Source organism: Flavobacterium sp. SLB02, from assembly GCF_009664855.1.
GTDB lineage: Bacteria > Bacteroidota > Bacteroidia > Flavobacteriales > Flavobacteriaceae > Flavobacterium.
In genome coordinates this window covers 879,191-903,037 of the sequence record NZ_CP045928.1, presented here as the reverse complement: position 1 = coordinate 903,037, position 23,847 = coordinate 879,191, and the positions used below count along the sequence as shown (strand labels likewise).

Genomic DNA, 23,847 nt, shown 5'->3' with positions numbered 1-23,847 from the left:
TTTTTTAGTATTTGAGTCTCAGTGACCCTTTTCAGTGCAAATGAGACTGTAAACTGTGATTGTAAACTAAAAATTTATTTTATTGGTTTTATAACAAATCCGTAGCTGTACTGACTTTGGGTCAATACATATTGCTCGTGTGGCGGTAATCCCCAGCTGTTGTCTCCTCCTAATCCGCGCTGGGTCAAATCAACACAAACCACCACTTCATTTCTTGGAGTAATATCGCTGGAATGCATATTCTTTTTAGAAATTCCTGCATCAAAATCACTCGGATAATTATTCAAAGTACTCATCCCTAAAGGCTGCAGTCCTTTTATCTCCAGGCCATTTCCATTATTGCCTGACAATTTAAACCAGCGTATATCGGTTTTGTATCCATTTTCCTGTGGGCGTGTATAAGGCACATATTGGTCTGCAACTTTACTGTTGTAAACTCCTTTGAATGAAGAGGTTTTTCTATCTGGATAATTCTCCAGAGGTCCTCTTCCGTAATAATCCAGATTCTCTAAGGTGTTTTTTAAAGTGAAAATCATGCCGAAACGCGGCAGTTCGGGAACCGGGTTATTGCCTTTTTTATAAGACGCCTGTATTTCTAATACGCCGTCATTTGCTAATGCATATTTAATGGTATAATCAGAAGCAACATCATTGAGTTTTAACTTGGCAATGATATATTGCTTGCCTTGCTCCTCTATTTGCTTAATGCTTTCTAAAGTGGTGTTTTTACCGGCTGTTCTCCAAACGTTGGTTCTAATCTGCATTTTATTTCCAATATCATTATCGGTTGGTGCTCTCCAGAAATGGGGTTCGGGATATTGATTAAAGTACTCCTGGCCTTTTAGACTATAGAAAGAAATTAATCCTGTTTTTTTACTGATTTTGACCACAACATTCTCTGAGGTCAACACAAACTGCTCTTGCTCATCCTGAATTTTAGAAGCACTTGACTTTTGAGATTGTGCAAAATAATTAGAGTCTTCAATTACAAACTGCTCTTTGGCAATTTCAAAATGCTCAGGGAGAAATTCTGATCCTGTTTTAGTGTATGCAAAAACATTCAATAAATATTCTGTTGCTTCTTTAGATGGTAATTTTGGAAGTTCAATCTTAAACTGCTTTTTTGTTTTCGGCTCTAAAGCAACATCAATTCTTCCTTCTTTGATTACTTTTCCGTTTTCTAAAACTTCGTATTTAAAGCTATATTTATTGAGGTTTGTAAACCCAAAATCGTTTACAATTTCGATCACTCCATTTTTGATATCTATAGCGTTAAATAAAATATCCTGATATACTTTTTTTACTTCAAATGCTCCGGGGTGTGGTGTTCTGTCTGCATAAACCAATCCGTTATGACAAAAATTCTCATCATTGAGATAATTCTGGCTTCCCATATCGCCTCCATAAGCCCAGTATTTTCTGCCTGCTTCATCTGTTGCTTCAAATCCCTGATCTACCCAGTCCCAGATAAAACCACCCTGCATATTTTTGCTTGCGCGAATAATATCCCAGTACTCCTGAAAATTACCACTACTGTTTCCCATCGCATGGGAATACTCACACATGATAAAGGGACGGCTCACTTCTTTGCGCGCCGCATATTCTTTCATATAAGCAATGGTTGGGTACATCGGACACACGATATCTGTGTTTTCATTTTCCTTTGCCTGTTCAAACTGCACCAATCTTGTATTGTCTCTTTTTTTGATCCATTTATAGGCCTCATGAAATACAGGTCCATTGGCACTTTCATTACCTAATGACCAAATAATTACCGATGGAGCATTTTTATCTCTTTCTACCAAGCTGTAAATTCGGTCTAAATGCGCCTCTCTCCATTGGGGAAGATAACCCGGATTGGTTTTTGGATTCATCCACATTACAGGCTGTCCCTCAACTCCCATTCCATGGCTTTCAATATTGGCCTCATCCACCAGAAACAAGCCGTATTTATTACATAACTTTACCCATAAAATATTATTGGGATAATGACTGCAGCGCACCGAATTAATATTGAGCTGCTTCATCATTTTGATGTCTTTGATCATCGTGGCCTGGTCCTGATAATGTCCCGTTTGGGGATTATGCTCATGAATATTTACACCATGAACCATCAATCGAACTCCGTTTACCAATAATTGCCCGCCTTTTAACTCTACTTTTCTAAATCCGATTTGAGTGGAAACGCTCTCTAGAATATCTCCTTTTGCATTTTTTAAAGTCAAAAGCAAGGTGTATAAATTTGGTGTTTCGCTGCTCCATAATTTTGGAGCCGATACATGCTGAGCAAAATTTAAAGTCTGAATTTTAGAGGCTTCAAAATTGACATTCAATTCTTTTGTAAATACATTTTTTCCAGAAGCATCTACAAGTTTGGCAACCAATTTTTGATTATTAACAGCAATCGAAGTCAGGTTTTTCAAACTTACCTCTACACTTAAACTTGCGTTTTTGTATTTCGCATCCAAGTCCGGTTTGGCAAAAAAATCTGAAATACGAACATTATCTGTACTATATAAATACACGTTTCTGTCAATTCCAGAGAGTCTCCAGAAATCCTGATCCTCCAGATACGAACCATCACTCCATCTGTATACCTCTACAGCAAGATCATTTTTTCCGGGTTTTAAATATTTAGAAATATCAAATTCTGCCGGACTTTTGGTGTTTTCGCTATAGCCTACTTTTTGACCATTTACCCAAATATACATGGCAGATGTTCCTGCTTCAAAATGAAGAAAAACATGTCGGTTTTTCCAGTCTTCGGGCAGCACAAAATCTTTTTTATAAGAGCCCACCGGATTATCCCAGTGATTGATAAAAGGAGGATTTTTCTCAAATGGATAGGTTATATTGGTGTAAATGGGCACACCATAACCATGCAGTTCCCAATTCGAGGGCACTTGAAGCTCTGCCCAGTGCAAGGTGCTGAAATCTGTTTTGTAAAAATCCTTTGGACGCTGATCTGGTGTTGGCGACCAGGAAAATTTCCATTTACCGTTTAGAGAAAAATACCATGGTGAATTTTCGTATTGATCCCTTATGGCCGAAGTTTCATCTGCATAAGGAAGAAAAGAAGCGCGCGCGGGTTCTCTGTTAATTTGAAACACATTAGGATTTTCCCAATCATTTGAATCTTTTTGCTGAGCCAGAATTAAATCTGCGCAAAGCAGCAGGGGTAATAAAAGTATTTTGATTTTATGCATTGTTGTGGTTTTAGATAGCTTTCAAATGAAATTTTTGATTTTTCTAAAATTTCAATTTCTCGGGTAGATATTTAGCAACTAATTCTTTATAATAGGGAAGTAATGCTTGTACATCTGGTTTAACCGGAGCTTTAGTATATAAATCATAGGGATTGAACTTTCTTACCCAGTCAAACATTTCGATGTCTTTCTCATTCATTAAATGGGCATAAGCATTTTCTTTATGCTGAGAATAAAATGAATGGTAACGAATCATATACAAAGCCGGATCGGGAAGGTAATCTCTCATAATCTGATACAGATATTCATCATGACCCCAGCTCATTTTTACCTTATCCAGTCCGCAGTTTTGGCTGTAAACTCCAAATTTGGTATTGAATCTCGGGTCTGTATAATCGGGGTTTTCTTTGAAAAATTCCCAGTAAACAATTTTATCGGAGTACGCGCAACCAACAGGAAATGTATCGCCAACAACGGCCCACTGTGGTTCTCCAAACAAACATAAAATTTTACCCAAATCATGAATAAAACCTGTAAGCACAAACCAATCCGGGTGGCCGTCTGCTCTAATGGCTTCAGAGGTCTGTAAAAGGTGTTGGGTTTGATCCAGGTCAATATCCGGATCGCTATCATCTACAAGTGTGTTCAAAAAATCAACAGCCTGCCAGATTGACATTTCTTTTTTATTGAATTGCAGAAATTCTGCTTCTTTATTACAAACAAAATCGTAAGTCTGATAGGTGTGGTTAATTCTATAAAACTCCTTAACTGTTTCTACTCTTTGCGAATCAACATAATTTCTGAATTCTTCTTTTTCTTTCACCGGTGCACTCTGAGAAGGATCAGGATATCGCAATAACAAATCATCTTCCCACTGATCTAAATTATTCAATGGATTATCGGTGTCTATATGCTTTTTCATAATGCTAAAAGTTTAAAAGTTATAAGACAAAAATAGAATTACCCATACCGTTCAAAATGGACTAATACATCAAAAACATGGATAATTTTAATTATTGTAAGATTTTTATATAAAATTTCATCTAAATAGCTATGAGGTTAGTTTTTTCTCATTGATGAGTTGTGAGCAATCAAACTGGAATTTCTATATCATAAATTACCAATCTTTGTCGATTTTCTCTGTGATGCTTCCTTTACAAGGATGACAAGATTGAGGATATACCTTGCCAATAAACCTTGCCCTCCCATAGTTGCAACCAGGGGCTATACTCTTTAAAATAGTAATAAAATAATTGGTGTAATTGGTGTAATTCGCGCAAAAAAAATCCTTTTAATCTGCGCGCCTAAAACTAATTAATGAGCTTACTGGGCGGGAAACCAAACTGTTTTTTAAAGCATCTGCTGAAATACAAAGGATCATTGAAGCCCACCAGATTGGTCACCTCCGATACATTGTACTTTTTGGTTTTGAGCAGTTCTGCTGACTTTTTTAAACGAATGGTTCTGATAAATTCATTTGGAGCCAAATCGGTCAGTTCTTTGATTTTTCTGTATAATTTGGAAGAACTTACACCCAATTTATCACATAAAAATTCTGTAGAAAGATCAACTTCGCTTAAATTATCATTGATCAGATTGGTCACTTTTACCATAAATTGCTCATCAATTGGCGAATGAGTCAGCATGCTGACCTTCCCTTCTACTTCTCCTGAGAATTTTTGCTTGAGTTCTAATCTTGATTTGATCATATTCTCAATAACTGTTTTGAGCAGTAAGGGCTCAAAGGGTTTTACCAGATAGCCATCAGCCCCCATGTCGTAGCCTTTTACTTTATCCATATTCTCGGAAAGTGCAGTAAGCATCACCACTGGAATATGGCTTATGAATTCATCATTTTTAAGCTCACGGCAAAATTCCAATCCGTCCATAACGGGCATCATCACATCGGTAACGCATAAGATGGGTTTAATTTGTCGGCAGATTTTCAAACCTTCTTCTCCATTCTCTGCCTGGTAAACTTTATAATAATCCGATAAATAGTCTACCAGATATTTTCTGAGTTCACTATTGTCCTCAATAACCAAGATCTTTTCTTTAAGATCTGTATTTTGAATGATTTTCTTGGCCGCCTTCTCTGGAATAAGCATACTGAGATTGTCATTTTTAAGAGCGTATTCAAACACCTCTTTATGCTCGTAAGCATCACGGTCAATGGGAATCTCGACCTTAAAGGTACTTCCTTTCCCTGGTGTACTTTCCACAGATATACTTCCTTTATGAATGGCAACTAAAGATTTTACTAGCGACAATCCAATGCCCGATCCCGTATTATTGGCCTTACTGTTTGTGGCCTGATAAAATCTTTTGAAAATTTTATCCTGACTCTTCAAGGGAATCCCAATTCCATTGTCGCTTACTTCAATCACTAAAATATCCTCAACGGTATCTTTGAGTCTGACATACAAATCCACATTGCCGTTTTTATTGGTAAACTTCAAGGCATTGGACAATAAATTATAGAGGATTTTATCATATTTATCATTGTCCAGCCAGCCCTTTATTTCATCGTCCTCAGAGATAAAACTCAGCTTTATCTTTTTATTGAAAGCCATCTCATTAAAGGAATCAAAAATATTTTTGGAATAAGAGAGAATATCGGTTTTAGTGACTTTTAATTTCAATTCACCTGACTGGGCTTTTCTAAAATCCAACACTTGATTGACCAAATTGAGCAATCTGCTGGCATTTTGATAAATTAAATTGTAGCGGCTTTTTTCATAATCCGTTGCATTACTGCTTTCCTCTAAAAGCTGTTTGGCCGGCCCCAAAATAAGGGTTAAGGGTGTTCGCAATTCATGGGAGATATTGGTAAAGAAACGCAATTTCTCATTGTTTAATTTAATATCGTGTTCTCTGTTTACTTTCTCGGTAAGCAGCTCTTGTTTTAAACGAATTCTGTTTTTGATTTCTTTTCTTATGAAATAAAAAATTCCAAATAAAAGTGCCAAAAACAGTACAAAAGAAGTTGGTGTTAGCCAAAAAGGCGGCAGGATTTTTATTTTATAAGAAACCGTTTTACTCCAAAATCCGTCGCTGTTGCTTGATCTGATTTTAAAGGTATAACTGCCCGGATAAAGGTTGGTGTACTGAACAATTCTTGAACTACTATTGGCAGTAATCCAATGTTTGTCAAATCCTTCGAGCATATATTGAAATTTATTGAGCTTTTCGTTAGCAAATGAAGGGGCAGAGAACTGAATCGAAAAATTACGGTTTTTATGGCTTAGTGCTATTTCTTTTCCATAATTTAAATCTTTTGACAGTGGAACTTCGCCATTAATTTCCATCTCTGGAAGCACTTCTTCATTCTGAATTTTAAATTCAGAGATAACCGGCAATGGCGACCATTTATTTCTTTTCATCTCAGGGGGTGAAAAAGAGATAATACCATTTTTACCTCCCAGAAAAATATTGGAATTGTTAAAGTAAAAAAAGCCACTTGAACTAAAAACATCGAGTCTATTGCCGCTGTTGACGTGATAAATACTGATATCGCGTAAATTGGATTTAACAAAGGCAATGTTATTGTTATTGATATTGAGCCATAAATTTCCCTGGGCATCCGATAAAATATCAGTGATCCATTTTCCTGAGAGTTCTTTAAGATTTTTTACAGGTTCAAATTGGTTCTCCCTGGCATTGTAGAGACACAATCCAAAACGCGTTGATGCCCATATTTTACCTTTGGTATCCACCAAAACATCACTTACGTTCTCATCATGAGGAATGCCTTTTTCTTTGATAAAAAGCGATGAGTAGGTTTCTATCCTCCCGGAATTGATATTGTATTTTACAACGCCGGTTTCTGTTGCAAACCAAACATTCTCCTTGGTGTCTCTTTCAATGGCATTAATCTGAAAATCAGGCAGCAGTCTACTTGAAGATTCTACCTGGAGTGTTTTAGTATTTAAAATTACTGCGCCTTCTCCAAAGGAGCCAACTATCATGGAATGATCTGAGATCCTGGCAAAAGCAAAAACGGGCGATTTTTCAAATCCTGACTTTATCTCCCTGGAAGAATTTGTGCTGTAATTGTAAACCAATATATTACCGTCCCAAAGACCGCAGTAAAAAATTTTTCCATCATCAGAATAAATACTGGCGATATCTTTTCCTGTATTGTGCAGTGGAGTTGAGCCTTTATTGTTAGAGATAAAAAGTCCGTTGTGATAGGTCGCTACAATCACTTTCTGATCATAGGTTTTGGCAAAACCTCTTATACGCGGTGCCTGATTGCCTATTGAGCGTGAGATATCTTTGTTTAAAGTAAACTGATTCTCATAGGGATCATATTTATCTAATCCGTCCTCGGTGCCAATCCATAAAACCCCCGAAGCATCAAAATAAAGAGATGAAATTAAATTATCTACCAGGGAGGTATCATCGGATAGAATTGAATAATACCATTTGTAATTTCCTCTCTGAATATCTTCGAGTTGATTGCAAACCAACAATCCCCCTAGGGTTCCCACCCAGTATTTTCCATCGGGAGCGCGCGCAACTGATAAAAAATAAGGTCCTAAAGCGCCTCTGACCTGTTTGTTTTCTATGTATAAATTCACAAACTCATCCCTGGCCTTATCGAGTTTGTACAAGCCTTCACGCGTTCCCACAAAAATATCGGACTTGGCATCCTCATAAATAAAATTACTATAGGGGTTCTTTATATTGGAATAGGGAACAGAAAGCGTGTAATTATTAATTCGCACAATTGCTCCCTTAGGATCCATTGTTATTTTTGCAATACCTGATTTCTCGTAGCTACCCACCCAGATATTGCCTTTTTTGTCCTCAAAGATTTCTTTTACATAATCAAACCCTTTGAGCTTTATTTTTTCAAATCGGTTTTCTTTCAAAAAAAACAAATACATTCCTTTTGTTTTGGTACCTACCCAGACTCTTTTGAATTTATCGACATAAACAGATCTCACTTCATCATCGGGCAGACTCTTTGGATCCTGCTTTTTATGGTAAAAGGTGGTAAAGACATGCGTGTCCATCTCAAAGAGTGTGAGTCCTTTTCGCGTACCAATCCATAAGTGATTGGAGGCTTCGTCCAGCTCCAAAGCCGTAATGTCATCATTGTAGAGTTTATTTTTTCCCGGGGCGGAACTCATGTAGTTTTTAAACTGATAACCGTCAAAACGGTTTAAACCTGAAAATGTTCCAAACCATAAAAACCCTTTTTTATCCTGCACAATATGACGTACAGAATTATGAGACAATCCGTTATTATCATTGTAGTGCGCAAATTTTATATTCTGTGAATAAGAATGATAAAAAATGGCAAGAAATAAAAATAGTGCAAATTTTTTCTGTCTCATTGAAATAAATTAAAAACGCAATTTAATGTTTTTGATTTAATTAATATCAAAATTATTTAACAGATAATCTGTCAATTTTATTGTTTTTTAAATCAATCCTAAAATGATCAGACGGCTCGCCATTCATGGTTTTACAAAATATTTCTGCCCATAGAATCAGTTTTGGATCATTTGATTTTTTTAACGCTGTGCAAACCAATTCATATTGCTTTAATCTCTTTTTTCCAATTTCGGGAACTGCCAATTCACCGGCGCTTCTCAGACGGTAAAAATCCAATATCATATCAAAACCACTCCACAATTCAAAATCGCAAACCCCCAGTGCATTTGCTTTCAAACACTCACTAAGCTCAGATCCATTTTTATTGATTTCTAATAAATCTTTACCGGAAAGATTTAGAATTGATTGTAAAAAATCGGCTGGAAAATCTTCGGGCAGGAATCTTAAACGCACTAATTCTTTTAAATGCCAGCTTGTAAATGCTTTATAATCCTTGGCCTTTAAAATTTCCTTGTTCCAAATATGATCGCTTTTACTTTGCTGTAAATGAGCGTATTCTTGTTTGTAAAAAGCAGACAAACTATTGAATTTCTTGACCTTTCCAATGACTACTGTTTGCACCTCAAGCTCAGAGTCCGAGTGAATTGTCAATATTTTATACCCTGGCATATAGGCTGCAAGGGATGGCGTTTGAATATTAAACAATGTATTTCCCTTTGCTGATGTTCTAACCCCGGTATCATTGATGTGCATGTGGCCTCCAAAATGAATCTGAATTCCGGCATCTGCAAAGAGCTGTGCTACCTCTTCGCTGGGAACTCGCTGTAGCTGCATTTTATCGGCGCCAAAAAGCTGCTTTAATTCCCCCGATGCATTATCATTGAATTCCACCATGGGATAATGGCTAAAAGCAATGAGTATTTTTTGGTTTTCCTTGGCCTGCTGAGCTACTTTTTTTACCCAGTTCAATAAGTGGTCTTTATAAATCAGAACGTTATTATAACCTGTATTGGCGCCCGAGAAATCATGCGCATTATCTATCTGACCCGATAGCTTCTGGCTAGGAACATAGGCGTTGGCATCTATGGCCAAAAGCCAGATTCCTTTAATGGGCTCCACCAGATAACTCGCATCGGAAAGACGTAGATTGGTGTTTTTAATTACATAGGTTCTTTTCTCCAAAACAGCTTCCCTTTGCGCTTGGGCAAAAGTATAATCTTCATAGCTATAGTGCGAAAAAGGGGTTTGCCAATACAAATCGGTCTTTTTTGGAAAAAAACCAAAATCCCGCATTTGCTCAATAATTTCCTTATAACCCCAGTTTTTTATATCGGCTGTGATAATGGGCGGCAGCTCGTTTTTATTTTTACTCAGATCAGTTTGTGAACTGCTGATAATCTGCTCTTTTCCGTCTTTACCTAAAAAATCAGTTTTTGTGGCATCCTGCCAAAATGGTCTTACAACGTCATGATTGCCGGTGGTGACAAAAAATGAGATTCCGTATTTCTCTGAGTATTGGCTGAGTATTTTTCTTAATCCGCGCACGTGAACCGGCTGCCCGTCATCACTGAAATCCCCGGGAAGAACCACTTGCTTGATGCCTTTTTTGACAATATCATTTAAAGCTTGCAAAAACGCAAAATAATTTTCATTGAAAATTCTCGTAGAATGCAATTGGGCGTTCATCGTCCTGATATTGGCATACTCACCTGTAAGGGGATTTTTGATTCCCTGATAAGGGTTATCTTCAAATTTGGCAAAAATATCCTGTAGATGAGCATCGGCTATAAAGGCGATTTGGATCTTTTTCTCATTGAAATCTTGCCCTGTTTTACAGGAAAACAGCACCAGAAGAAGCAATGAGGCAAAGATATTTTTAAATGACATTCTTTATTGTTTTGATATTGCGCGACAGACCCCATACACCTGTCTTCTTCGCGGGATTTACTTTTCAATTCACTTGGTCCACTACACCTACCAAAGTAAAATTTATCCCCAGGGGATTCTTGGTTATTTTACAGATTAAAGGAAACTGCGGATTCTTTACAATCCACATTTCAGTTTGATCAATTTGCGCGATCACGTGCAGCGCATCGATTAGCTTCCCTTCAATAAAAACGCCGTTTTTGTCTTGGTTTTCATCCAGAACATATTGGGTATTATTATAGAGAAAAGAACTGTTTTTCAATAAATCCTCATAAGCGGACTGTGAGATCATAAAAAAAGTCTCTGTTGGTTTTAAGTGTAACTCCGGGGCATATTCCCCTTGATTAAAACTCAGGGCATTTCCGTTTTTTACTGCCTCACCGAGCATAACAATACTGCTTTTCACGCCTCTTGTCTCGAGTTTAAAAGTCAGTTTATCCTCTGCCGTCTGGGCCCTTAGCGATAAAGTTCTGGTCTGTCCGTGAAGTTTGCAAACATAATGCAGGACTGTATTATTTTTTATTGTTGGAATGTAGCTCTGAGCTACTGCTGTTTGATAAAATATCAAAAACAGAAATGCTGTAATTATATTTTTCATCTTTGTGATTGTTTTATTTTGCCGGTGGTAAAATAGTAGTTCCCCAAGGCGAAGGTTTGGAATCCATCTCTAAGATTAATTCTCCTCCCTTATTAATATCATCATGTAAAATCCAGGCTTTATTATAAGATTTTCCGTTTAAAAAAGCCGCTTTTATATATTTGTTTTTATCGGTCATTTTCTTGGCTGTAATTATAAACTCTTTACCGTTTTCTAATTCTATGGTGGTTTGTTTTACAAAAGGGGTATTGATCAGATAATAAGGCTGTCCGGCGTTTGGATACAAGCCCATCATGTGAAAAGCCAGCCATGAGGACATCGCTCCCGAATCATCGTTGCCGGGAAGTCCTTCTCTAGAAGTATTGAAATTCTTTTTGATAATGCTGCTGATTCTCTGGCTGCTCAAATGCGGTTTTCCAATCCAGTGATAAAGACATGGGGTTAAAAACGAAGGCTCGTTGGCCACATTATACAATTCTGAATCAAAAAAAGTATTCAATCTGTTTTCAAAGGCTTTTGCGCCTCCTGATTTTCGAATCAGTTCGGGAACATCATGAGGAATGCTAAGGGAATATTCCCATGAATTTCCTTCATAGAAAAACACGCACCAGTGGCATACATACCAAGGCGATTCGATAATTACAGGGGTGTATCTAAAGGTAGGCTTCTGGATTTTTGATTCCCCGAAAACAACATCATCGAGCCATTTTCCCTCTTTGTCTCTTGGCATTATAAATCCTCTGGCGCCATTATTTTCATAATCCGAGCGCCATAAATTCTGCCAGTTGTCGGCTTGCTTGATGTACTGATTGTACAGATCGGTTTTACCTAAACCTTTGGCTAGAATGGCAATATTGTAATCATTGTAGGCGTAATCGATAGTTCGGTTTCCCGCGCGGTCCGTGCCGTAGGGAACGTATCCTAAGAGGAGATAATCTGCAAGCCCGCCCCTTCCTTCTTTTTCTTCATTTCCTCCCGGGGGCACTGTGGCGTCTTTGAGCATGGCCTGCAGGGCAAGATCATAATCTATTCCTTTTAAGTTTTTTACAAAAGCATCGGCAAGAACAACCTCGGCGTTAGATCCGCCCTGGGTTCTGCCGTTATCATTACCGCTTCTTCCTTCAGGCAGAAAACCTTCATGTTTGTAAATGTTGAGCATAGCGTTTATGATTTGCACTTTACGCTTAGAATCTATCAGGGTAATTAAAGGACTTGAGGTTCTAAACGTATCCCAAATGGTATAAAAATCATCATAGTAAGGCTCCTCATTTGTCCATAGCGGATTCTCACCTGTGCGGTCCACAGGCATAATCATGGTATGATACAAACCCGTGTAGAACATTTTTTTATAATCTTGGGAGGTATCTTCAGATAATTTGATCCGGTGTAATAAATCCTCCCATTTGTTTTCTAAAGCAGTCAGGACAGTATTAAAATTCCAATGCGGAATTTCAAGCTCTATATTATTTTTTGCTTTTAATTCACTCAAAAAGGAAATTCCGATTTTAACATTCAACTCTTCTTTTCCAGCGAGTCCAAAAGAAAGCAAGGCTGCTGTTTTTTTGCCTGAATCAAACTGCGCTTTTTCATTATTGTAAAACTCGCCGTCTTTAAAAGTTACATATCTTGCAATAGGCTGATCAAAAACGGCCCAGAAATAAACCGTGTAAGCGCGCCCGTTATTCCAGCCTCCTCTGATTCTACTGTATCCCCTCACTTCAGTATCTGAAACAATTTCTATTTGCGAGCCCACAAACTGCTGGGCTTCTCTGGCATCAGGAATCTTTTCTTCTCCCAGAAAAAATCCAGGATCAATCTTTAATTCTTTAGAGGCATTTTTGGGGTAAGTGATGCGGTAAAAAGATACTTTCTCTGCTGTTGTGATTTCGGTTTTGATTTTATTTTCCTTGAAAACGCTTTGATAATAGCCAAGTTTTACATTTTCTTCAGATCTAAATGCGCTCTGATCGAGTTTATCCAAAGCGCCGGAGAAAGGCATAATCTGAATGTTTCCGTATTTAGGGCCTCCACCTGTTCCACTGACGTGAACCTGGCTAAAGCCTGTTACTTCTTTTGGCATTGGAAGCCAGCCACTGTTGGGACTCACCGTGCAGTCCGGACTTGGTTTTACCATTCCATAAGGACAAGAGGGCCCGATAAAAACCCTGCCGACTCCTTCTGATCCAATCATGGGATCTACATACTGATTCACCGTTCTTTGTGCATTAATGCTAATTGCAGCCAGAAATGATAGTGCTAAAAAAAAGATAAACTTAGCCGATATTTTCATTTGCGTATTATTTCTTTAGTTTTTCTTTAGGTCTTTTTAAATGTTCTTTAATTGAAATATTTCAGGGATTTGGTTGAGCTGACATCTCTAAAATCAGCTCGCCTCCCTTTGTAATATCCTGGTGGGAGAGACTAAAATCCCGCACTGTTTGATCATTGTATTTTATATCTTTTATATACACATTCTCAGGGCTGTTATTGGCCGCCTTTATCACAAAAGTTTTGCCTTTATAATATTTAGAATTTAATTCTATTTCAATTTTACTAAATATTGGACTTCCTATTTGATAAACAGCATCCTTGTCTGTTCCTCCATTGATTTGAAATAAACCCACTTTAAGCAACACACTTAAACTTCCCATTAATCCCTGATCCTCATCTCCGTTATAGCCTGTCGCGGGAGATAGACCGCTGAAGGTTTCCCTCACTACGTTTCTTGTCCAGTACTGGGCCAGATCGGGTCTTGCCAGCAGGGTAAAAATATTTGAGGTCTGTATGGAAGGCTGATTTCCAAAATTTATAGGAATTCTGCTAAACTCGGGATGTAATTCCGCATCGTGTGATGTACCGGAGGTATAATGTTGCTTTTTAGCGGTCTGAAATTGAGCGTTCAATTTTGCAACAGCCTTTTCTTTTCCGCCCATTAAAGCAGCAAGACCCTCAATATCGTGCGGCACAAACCAGGTGGATTGGGCTCCATTGGATTCTATAAATCCATTTTCATATTGATAGGGATCATAATTCTCGCGCCATTCTCCCTGCACGTTTCTCGGACGCATCCAGCCTATGCCTGGATCAAAAACCTTCTGATAGTTTTTTGATCTTTTCATGAAATAATTATAATCCTGCTCATAATTTAGTTTTTTTGCCAGTTGGGCCAAAGTCCAATCCTGATAAGCATACTCTAAGGTCTGGCTAGCACCGTCCTGATGACTTCCAAAATTACCTTCGGGAAGCGGGTAAGGCACATATCCTTTTTGCAAATAATGTTTTAATCCCCCACCCATATTGGTAGTATGCTCATATCCGGCTTTTTCCATAATACCTCCGGGCATATGGTTTTTTTTAAGGGCAATATAAATAGCCTCTAAATCTTGCCTTACAATGCCTTTTTGAATGGCGCTCACTATAAAAGGAGTTGTGCTGGCCCCTGTCATCACGTAAGTATCATCTCCCGCCGAAGGGCCGCGAGGAATCATACCCCCATCTTTATAATATTGCATTAAAGAATACACAAACTGCTCCATAATTTCAGGATATACAAGACCCCAGAGATTATTTATGGTCCATTGTGCGCCCCAAAAAGCATCTGAATTATAATGATTGAATTTGGGTTTCCCATCAGCATTTAAAGGTAGCTGTCCAACCCTGAATTGCTGCCCTGTATTATCAGGATAAGCTCCATTTGCATCACTGATCATTTTTCTGCCTTGCAGGGCATGCCACAGATCGGTGTAAAATCTTCTTTGGTCTTCTCTTGTTGCTCCCTCTATTTTTATTCTTCCCAGTAAAGCGCTCCATTCTTCTCTGGAAGCAGCCACTGTTGTTTTAAAATTCCAATGCGGTAATTCAGTTTCAATATTGTTATTGGCATTTTCAACTGAGGTGTAGGATATTCCCACTTTCATTAGTAGCTCAGGGGTAGCTGTATTAAAATGAACTAAATAATTCCCCGTCTCATTGTCTTTTTCCAGAGAAGTAACAGGCTGATTTGTTTTAATTTTAAAAAATACGGTTAAGGGCTTGGGGCGTCTGAAATTGGTACTCAAAACCAGTGATCCAGAGAGTTCATAATCATTGTTTTTTTCTAATTTCCCATTGGTATTCTCACAAGGCCCTAAAATAGTGTTCAGATTAAAAAGAACTGCTTTTTGCCCTTTTAGCCGAAAAGTATACCTGTGAAAACCTACTCTTGGTGTGCTGGTTAATTCTGCCTTAATTTGATATCTATCTAATTCTACCAAATGATATCCTGGTGTTATAATTTCGCTTTGATGGCTGAATTTGGAATAAAAATCTTTAAAAATTCTTTGTTTGTTTTCATCGCAAACGATTACAGGCATTAGAGATACACCCGACATCTGCCACTCGTGAATATGGCTAAAGCCTTTAATGGTATCTGTTGTATATTTATAGCCACCTCCCCAATCGCCCTTAATTTGGGTATCAGGACTTAGATTTACCATACCAAAGGGACGGCTTGCCGATGAGAAATAAAACCATCTGGAATTCTCTGTATCCAGCAAGGGATAAACCATATCTGATAGCTGCTTTTTTTTTAAGGAAACCTGATTTTGGGTTGTACAGGCCCCTAAAAAAACAAGAGCTAAACTCACTGCAATGCGTGCTATTTTATAGATTATATTTACTTCCATTTATTCTTTGTATTGTTGGGACAATAGTGGTTTATTTCTAAATCGAAATAGCAAGGCGAAAGATCTCTGCTGATAAGTATTGCGTTGTAATGCATTTTAAAAACATGCCTTGAGAGAAAATTACAAAGCTTAATTTTTCCTTTACTCCCCCAGCGTCATTCAATTAAGCTTTGTTTTTATTTAAAAAAATCAATCTGAAGCTGATTTTTATAAGAAATTGAAAAATCACTTGTTCTTTACAGTAAAAAAGGAGAAGATTCTTTACTCTCCTCTCCTTATTTAAAATTAAACTTGACTTACCCTGTGTACTTTATTGAATCCTCAGGATCAATACCCATCATTTTGAGTTAGAGCCGGATTTAAAACCATAGCATTGGTTGGGATTGGAAACACACGATGACGAATATCTGTATCGGTTTTGTATCCCCATTGCCCTTCATATTTTCCAAAACGGATCATATCATTTCTATGCCATGCCTCCCAAGTAAACTCGCGGGTTCTCTCTTTATAAAGTTCTTCCAGAGTAACACCGCTTAGGGCTGCAGATGTTGTACGGTTAGAACGAACCATATTTACCAGTGCATCTGCACTTTGTCCTAAGGTTGCACCTCCTCCGCGAAGAATGGACTCTGCTTTCATTAAAAGGATATCGGAATAACGCAAGAAAGGAACGTCGTTCTTTTGGTTACGATTTGTTGAGGTAGCATCGGGATAGAATTTAATATTTCTATATCCCATATTCCAGGCAATTTCATCATTTCCAAGATCAAATAAAGTTACGCTTTGACGAGGCACAATATCCGGGGTTAAATTCACCTGATAGGTATATGCTGCCCCTCCATCAGATCCGCTATAAAACTGATCGTACCCTTTTTTAGTTGTGGTAACCATGACCGGGGTAACCCCGTCATTCATAAATTGAAGACCTGTAAGCCATTGTTTGTTACGTATATCATTTACATCATTAAAATACGCATAAAACTCCGGAAGGGTACTTCTTGGTGAACTTGGCGTATAGGGAAGACCGAACTTGGCTCTTTCAGAACGAGGTACATCATAACGCGCATGATACATTTGTCCATTAAAACCAACTGAAACTGATACCGGATCATAAGGAACTGCAAAAATGAACTCTTTCATCTGAGGTCCATTAGTAGGATAAAACATTTGAAGATACGTAGCTCTTGGTTCAACAAGATATAAACCAGAATTAATTACCTGATCGCAAGCCGCAATACAATCATTATAGCGTTGTGTTCCTGTATATACATCAGCATTCAAATACAATTTGGCCAGCATTGCATTGGCAGTTTGTCTGTTGGGTCTTCCATAGGTTGTAATGCCTGCTGCAGGATTTAAATTAGGAACTGCTTTTTTTAATTCTTTTTCAATGAAATTGAAAACGTCTTTTCTTGGAGTCTTAGCATGAGAGCTAAAATCTCCATATAATGTATCTAGTGGCACATCTCCGTAACTATCCATTAACATGAAATAAGAAATAGCGCGCATTGTTTTTAATTCAGAAATCAAAGTTTGTTTATCTGAACCCTCAGGCATAGTTTGATTTAAAATTGAAATAGCCTGATTACTTGTTCCGATAACCTTAGAGGACCAGTCCCAAAGACTCCCTATAATACCATTATCTGCATTCCAGTCATGGTAATGCATGGCGATATAATTTCTGTTATCAAACCAGTTACCTCCTCTTGATGGCAGAATAGCTTCATCTGTAGATAAAGATTGAGACCACCACCAGGCAAATGAAAATTCACCACGAAATGCGGAATAAACAGGTCCTGTAGTCTGAATATATTGCGCTGAGTTTTGAGGAAAAACCTCCGGTGTCAATTGTGTTGTAATAGGCACGTCTAGATCGTCACAAGACCATATTAAACCAGCCATAAGTACTGGAAGCCCTAAATATTTTAATATCTTTTTCATAATTTTTAGCATTTATTTTTTAGAAGATCACATTTAAACCGAACATAAAAGTTCTGGTCTTTGGATAGAAGTTGTTTGAATCTACACCTGGAGCTGTTCCTCCTTGTTCAACCTCGGGATCAATTCCTTTGTACTTGGTAATCGTAAATACGTTATTTACTGTTTGGTAAATACGCACACTGCTGATATACCTGCCCACTTTACCAAAATTATACCCTAAGGTCATATTGTCTAATCTGATATAACTTCCGTCTTCTATAAAACGATCCGAATATTTATAAGAGTTTAAATCATTTGGTGACTCCCCTGCTGCATCCACTAAAATATTGTTGGTCATGGCAGTACTCGGCCTGAATAAATCAGCGCGCGTTGCATTGAAAATTTTATTGCCGAAAACGCCTCTGAAGAAAATACTTAAATCAAATTTTTTGTATTGAAAATTATTGGCCCACCCGGCTAATAATTTTGGCTGCGCGCTTCCTGCATAGTGATAATCTACTCCAATTAGAGGTGTAGTGGTCAAATCACCATTTTTATCATAATATTGGGAAACTCCACTGGCATTTTTACCGGCATACTTCAAGGTAAAGAATTGTCCTAAAGGTTTTCCTTCTTTAAAAATCTGTAATGTACTTCCTGTTTGTCCACCACCGTCTGGTTGTACACGACGGATAGAATCTCCCCCAACAAAGAAAGGGCTGGTTAATTTAACAATCTCATTTTTGTTGTGGGCCAAATTCAGATTACTAGTCCAGCTGAAATTGGCCGTTTTAACCACAGTGGCGCTCAAACTAACCTCAATACCTTTATTGGACATTGTGCCTCCGTTTGCTACAATTGTTCCCACCGGTACCAGTACCGGATTAACATTATAGTTAAAGATCATGTCGGTTGTTTTTTTATCGTACAGATCAACAGAACCTGATATTTTTCCTTTTAAAATCGAGAAGTCAACTCCAATATTGGCAGTAGCTGTTTTTTCCCATTTCAAATCCGGGTTAGCAGCCTGGTTGGGACCATAAGCTCCAATTTGTTGCCCGTTGTAGTAGAAAGTTCCCAAACTCCCGGAGATAAACTGCGCCGTATAGGCATTAAATCCAGAAGAGTTACCTGTTACCCCCCAGCTGGCGCGGAATTTCAAATCACTAAAAATGTTTTGATTCTGCATGAAACTTTCTTTGTCTACTCTCCACGCGCCTCCCACAGAAGGAAAATATCCCCAGCGATTATTGGCCCCAAACATAGACCCGCCATCTCTTCTAAGGGATCCCTGTAAAAGATATCGGTCTTTATAATTGTAATTTAAACGTCCAAAATAGGATATTAAACGCGTTTTTTGATACGCCTTGCTATCTCCAAAATTCACCACATAACCATTAACAGATGTGTAATTACTCAGTGCAAGGTTGTTATATCCTACATTATCTACCGGAAAGTTAGTTGTGGTAGCCTGAAATCCGTCTCCTAGGGTATTCTCCTGCCAGGAGTACCCTGCTACAGCTTTTATTTTATGCTCTCCTATTGATTTTTCCCAACCAAGGTAGCTTTCAATAATATTGTTTCTGGTCTCGTAAGAATTTCTAAGCGCAGAGCCGTTTACTCCAAAATTAACCAATGTTTTAGTCAAAGGTGGATCTGGGTTGTTGTAAAAGTTGGCACTGTTGTATTGCGAGTAATAACTGTCATAAAATTCTCCATGAGACGAGGTTAATCTTTGGTGGGCTAAATTCAAATTATAAGTAAATCCAAAGGGAAGTTTTACCTCAGCGGTAAGATTACCCACAAGGTTATCGGTTTTGGTCTCATCAGTACCGTGTTCAATTAAAGCTACCGGGTTAAAATATCCCGGACTGGTAAAATTTTCAAAAAAACTGCCATCAGCATTTCTTACCGGTGAGATAGGAAGATAGCTTGCTGCCTGCAAAAGAACCGTATTTCGCTGTGGTACATTTTTATATTTGGTAGTAGAATTGGTAACATTTAAACCAAATTTAACCTTATCATCAAAAGCAAATTGTTCCACAGATAACCTGGCAATGATACGCGAGAAATCACTCTTAAGCATGATCCCTTCTTTACTCAGCGAGGTAATACTGGCTGTGTAGTTGCCATGATCCCCACCACCGCTCATCGATAAGTTATGGCTGCTTGACGAAGCGCGTTCTGGTCTTAAAATTTCTTTTTGCCAGTTTGTATTGGCACCCTTGTCGTTCTCTGGTGTAAAATTCAAATTGTTTTTAGTGGTAAATGCTCTTAATTGATCTGCATTCATCATGTCCAGATTATTTGAAACTTCTTCCCAGCCAACATAACCATTATAGGCAATCTGGGTTCTGCCCTTACTTCCTTTTTTTGTGGTGACCATAATAACTCCATTTGCAGCACGGTTACCATAGATTGCCGTTGCGGCAGCATCTTTTAAAACATCAATACTTGCAATATCATCTGGTGCAATCACCGAGATATCAACCCCTGGAATACCATCAATGACATAAAACGGTCCTTGCGAACTATTCAGTGTTGAGGCCCCACGCAAAACCACAGAAGCCGTTCTTGTAGGGTCGCCACTTGATGAAATGTTCAAACCAGAAACCTTACCCTGCAAGAGCTGTCCAACATCACTAATGGCTCCTCTGTTTAAATCCTCAGCCTTAACAGACGTTACAGCAGTAGTCAGGTTTTTACGCGATCCCTTACCATAACCCACCACTACTACTTGTTCTAAATTAGTGGTGTTAGACTGTAATTTAATGGAATAATTTTTTTTTGCCGGCTCTAATTTTACAGACTGATCATTAAAACCCATAAAAGAAACCAGTAGTATCGCATTTGGGTTTGAAACCGAAATTTTAAATTTCCCGTCAAAATCTGTCGTGGCAGTATTAGTTGTCCCTTTCTCCAGGACATTAGCCGCTGGCAGAGGAATACCTTTCTCATCTAAAATTATACCTGAGATTTCTGTTTTTTGCGCCCAGGTATTAATTGATAAGCCAAGAAAAAAGGCTAGTAATAAAAGTTTAAGTTTTTCCATTGTTTTTTTGGTTAATTGGTTAATATAGTATTGACGAAATTACTGGTAAAGAAATCTTAAGAAATGGACAAGTTATTCACAAACATGGATAAATCCTTTAAAGCCAATAATTGCAAGGGTTCAGGAGCGTATCTTTATAAAATTATATCATTAAAAACTGACTAATTAATCGATTTCGTAAAAGATTTCACTTCATATCCCCGGTATCCTTTAAGCCCAGAGTTGAAAGCTGAGGTTATATTACCTTTATTAGGGTAATAGTTATCCTCTTTGTATTATTTATTTACTCTCAGTCCAATTAATTTCCCAGTTTTTAATTACTTGCCTTTCTTTTACCTCATCAAATGGGGTATTATCTACAGCTGACTCTCTCAAGGCCTGCAAAAACATTTTCCATCTTGGCCAGTAAAATCCCCTGTACATTCCCTTCCATGATCTTGAAGCGTAATCATTTAAATGACCTTCTCCGCCCCAAAGGGTAATTAAGGTTTTGGCATTTTTTACATACAATTGAGCTACCTGTGGAGAACTTGCGTACTCAGCGGCCGATTGTACCCAATTATCAAGACTGTTCAAAGGCTGTCCGGTCATGATATTGTCAATAGCCAAGGCTTGTTTTTGGATCTTTTTAAATAGCTGGTCTGCCTTTGTGATGTCTTTGTCCCGGTACGCCTTTACGCATGCTATCAAATCCTCATCAATGCAGAGTGAATAGTAATGTCTTGAAAGATCAATTAAATCATAATAAATAAAATTCTTTTTATCATATCCTTTAGCCTCTTTGCTCAAAATATCTAAAGCCTGTTTTAGTTTTTTCTTGTCTCCTGGATTTCCTTTAAATTCTGTAATTTCTTGCGTTGGACGCTTAAAAAGCAAGTACGCTCCAGCGCTATCATTCCACCAGCGTGTCTCCCAATATTTGACATTGTAAACAGATTCTAACAATAATTGCCACGCGTGAAAAGCCCCAGCAGAAGTCTTTTTTGCGTACCTGGCATGAAGATATGCCTGGAGCCAGTCCTCTATAGGCTCCTGTCCTTTATTCCAGGCAAGATCATAAATGTATTCATAGACTATAGAATTGTTATTCAAGCCTTCTGGCATAGCTCCATAGCCCACAATATTTCCTTTGTTGGGATTTTTCAGTAAACTTGTTAGTTCATTTTTATAGAAATTCAAATCTCCATACACAGGATTTGACCCGCCATAATTATGAACATAACCATAAGTCCATTGTTTTCCATAAAAGGCTTCCTGATTCTCCCATACTTTATATCTGTCGTTGGCATAATCCTGAACCATTAGTCTGTCATTGGGCACTTTACTTAAAAATGCACTAGTGGCTTCTTTGGTCCAAAATTCCTTATTGTCTCCAAAAAGCCACCCCTGCATTACCCAAACCGCCCCTGGAGCAGCCTCATTAATAGTTTCATAGATAGCGCTTCCGTAATTGGAGAGTTCTTCATATTTAGTATCCTGGGACACTGGAGGCTCGATCTCGTTAAAAGAATCTGCCAGATAGAAATTAGATGCTCCATAAATACTGGTATAAATTTCAATAAAGCGTTTTCCTAATTTTTTAAATAAAGGATCTTTTGAATCCAGTAGAAACGTACTGGCAAAACCACCTCCTGACCAGGATTTTAATTCGGTTATTTTGGCCTCTGGATGTTTCTGGGCAAAAGCTTTTGGAACATACCCGCTAAATGCCGGTACAACAGGATGCATATCCAGAGCCCTCATTCTTGCCAGGATTCTTTTTTGCAGTGCTTCTTTTTTAGTGAACCATTCAGGGGGCAATGGTCCTTGAAGACTGTTGATATTTCCCATACGCTGCCAGGGCAGAAAGGCTGGTCCTGCAAAATGTGCCTCTAGCTCGTTACTTGTCAAACCGTACTCTTTCCATAATTGCTGCCAGGCGGCTTCCTGACCTTCCATGGCCGTTGGAAGATTTACCCCGTGCATGGCCATCCAGTCAATTTCCTGTTCCCAGCGTTTCCAATCCCACCATGGTGTGGTGTAACCAAAAGTGCAGGCATTTAAATATTCTCGGTACTCAAAAGGCGTATCCCCTTTTTTTAAATACTTGGGCCAACTCTTAGGCACCCCTACTCTATTTCCTTCCCAGCTCACTAAAACTGCTCCGATATCCCTTAGAAAATGATACGCTGCATAACAAATGGCAGTATTACTGGATGCCTTAATTTTTACCTTACTGCCTGTTGTTTCTATTTCAAACCAATCTGATTGGTTGACCTGTTTTTTGTCAATTATGCTCAATTCAAAATCGCTGGCCCGGTTGCCTATAAGTCGCTCTATTACTGCAAAGGCCTCTTTTGTTTTTTCCTTATTCTGACTATAGCTTGTAAAGCCAAAAAAAAATGACAGTATAAAAAGTGATACCAACTTTAAGGAATGGCACTTTTTAATTTTAAAATTCTTTCTTTTCATATAACCTTGTATTTATTAAATTCTCTTACCCCTTATTATTCTAGTAAAAACAATGGAGATGAATTCATCTCCATTGAAACTAAAAACCAAACAAAAATCTACTGCTAATAATCAGCAATCCTATTGCATGAATTCAGGATAAACCATAGATCCTAAACTAAAAATAAAATTATATAGAATTTTATGCTCCATGATGGATTTATCAATCAAAAGCATAGACATATTCATTGAATGCTATAACTTTTTAAAGCAAAAAGGTATGAATTGAGAAAAAAAGTAAATTCTATAATGAGTATATAAAAAAAGGGTTTGGATTTAAAGTTCGAATTCCTCTTTGCCCCTCAGTATTTAAAACTCATAACGATCATTAAGGGTTTTATTTTTTTATTATATTATTTTCTTTGTAAATAGTTCCAAAAAAATTTCCACAATCGAAAAAACCCCTTATATTTGCACTCGCAATAACAAAATGATCGCGACATACTGGAGAAATGGCAGAGCGGTCGAATGCGGCAGTCTTGAAAACTGTTGACTGTAACAGGTCCGGGGGTTCGAATCCCTCTTTCTCCGCTGAAAACGAAACCCCTAGTAAACACTAGGGGTTTCGGTATTTTCAGGGCGGAGCTTTTATTTTCGAACCCTGCATCCAAAATAATTCACTCCCCTGTTAACCCCGTAAACACT

10 protein-coding genes and 1 tRNA gene are annotated in these 23,847 nt (G+C 37.9%); 1 reads left to right on the top strand and 10 read right to left on the bottom strand.

Translation table 11 applies throughout. From position 1 onward, the window contains the following. Positions 1-74: 74 nt before the first annotated feature. The 10 genes from GIY83_RS03835 to GIY83_RS03790 form a co-directional block, all read right to left on the bottom strand. Positions 75-3,206, bottom strand: a complete 3,132-nt coding sequence (locus GIY83_RS03835) for a glycoside hydrolase family 2 TIM barrel-domain containing protein (RefSeq protein WP_208684856.1) — start codon at positions 3,204-3,206, stop codon at positions 75-77. 43 nt (positions 3,207-3,249) lie between these two features. Beyond that, positions 3,250-4,128 (bottom strand): inositol oxygenase family protein, encoded by an 879-nt coding sequence (locus GIY83_RS03830; RefSeq protein WP_208684854.1) that lies wholly within the window; start codon positions 4,126-4,128, stop codon positions 3,250-3,252. Positions 4,129-4,516: 388 nt separating this feature from the next. Beyond that, a complete protein-coding gene (locus GIY83_RS03825; protein ID WP_208684851.1) occupies positions 4,517-8,551 on the bottom strand; it encodes a hybrid sensor histidine kinase/response regulator transcription factor in 4,035 nt (1,344 codons plus the stop codon). Positions 8,552-8,603: 52 nt separating this feature from the next. Further along, positions 8,604-10,439: a metallophosphoesterase gene (locus tag GIY83_RS03820; protein ID WP_208684849.1), complete on the bottom strand. Its 1,836-nt coding sequence runs from the start codon at positions 10,437-10,439 to the stop codon at positions 8,604-8,606. 64 nt (positions 10,440-10,503) lie between these two features. Next, positions 10,504-11,076 (bottom strand): hypothetical protein, encoded by a 573-nt coding sequence (locus GIY83_RS03815; RefSeq protein WP_208684847.1) that lies wholly within the window; start codon positions 11,074-11,076, stop codon positions 10,504-10,506. Between the two features lie 13 nt (positions 11,077-11,089). Next, entirely contained in the window at positions 11,090-13,366 is a 2,277-nt protein-coding gene (locus GIY83_RS03810; protein ID WP_208684845.1) for a GH92 family glycosyl hydrolase, read from the bottom strand. Between the two features lie 61 nt (positions 13,367-13,427). Beyond that, positions 13,428-15,740 (bottom strand): GH92 family glycosyl hydrolase, encoded by a 2,313-nt coding sequence (locus GIY83_RS03805; protein WP_208684843.1) that lies wholly within the window; start codon positions 15,738-15,740, stop codon positions 13,428-13,430. A 327-nt stretch (positions 15,741-16,067) separates the two neighbouring features. Then, positions 16,068-17,681 carry a RagB/SusD family nutrient uptake outer membrane protein gene (locus GIY83_RS03800; RefSeq protein WP_208684841.1) on the bottom strand — a complete coding sequence of 538 codons (1,614 nt, stop codon included), beginning with the start codon at positions 17,679-17,681 and terminating at the stop codon, positions 16,068-16,070. Positions 17,682-17,700: 19 nt separating this feature from the next. Next, positions 17,701-20,712 carry a TonB-dependent receptor gene (locus tag GIY83_RS03795; RefSeq protein WP_194617030.1) on the bottom strand — a complete coding sequence of 1,004 codons (3,012 nt, stop codon included), beginning with the start codon at positions 20,710-20,712 and terminating at the stop codon, positions 17,701-17,703. 279 nt (positions 20,713-20,991) lie between these two features. Next, entirely contained in the window at positions 20,992-23,163 is a 2,172-nt protein-coding gene (locus GIY83_RS03790; RefSeq protein WP_208684839.1) for an alpha-N-acetylglucosaminidase, read from the bottom strand. Positions 23,164-23,648: 485 nt separating this feature from the next. Here GIY83_RS03790 and GIY83_RS03785 point away from each other — a divergent pair. Beyond that, positions 23,649-23,733 (top strand) — tRNA-Ser (locus GIY83_RS03785). Positions 23,734-23,847 lie beyond the last annotated feature (114 nt).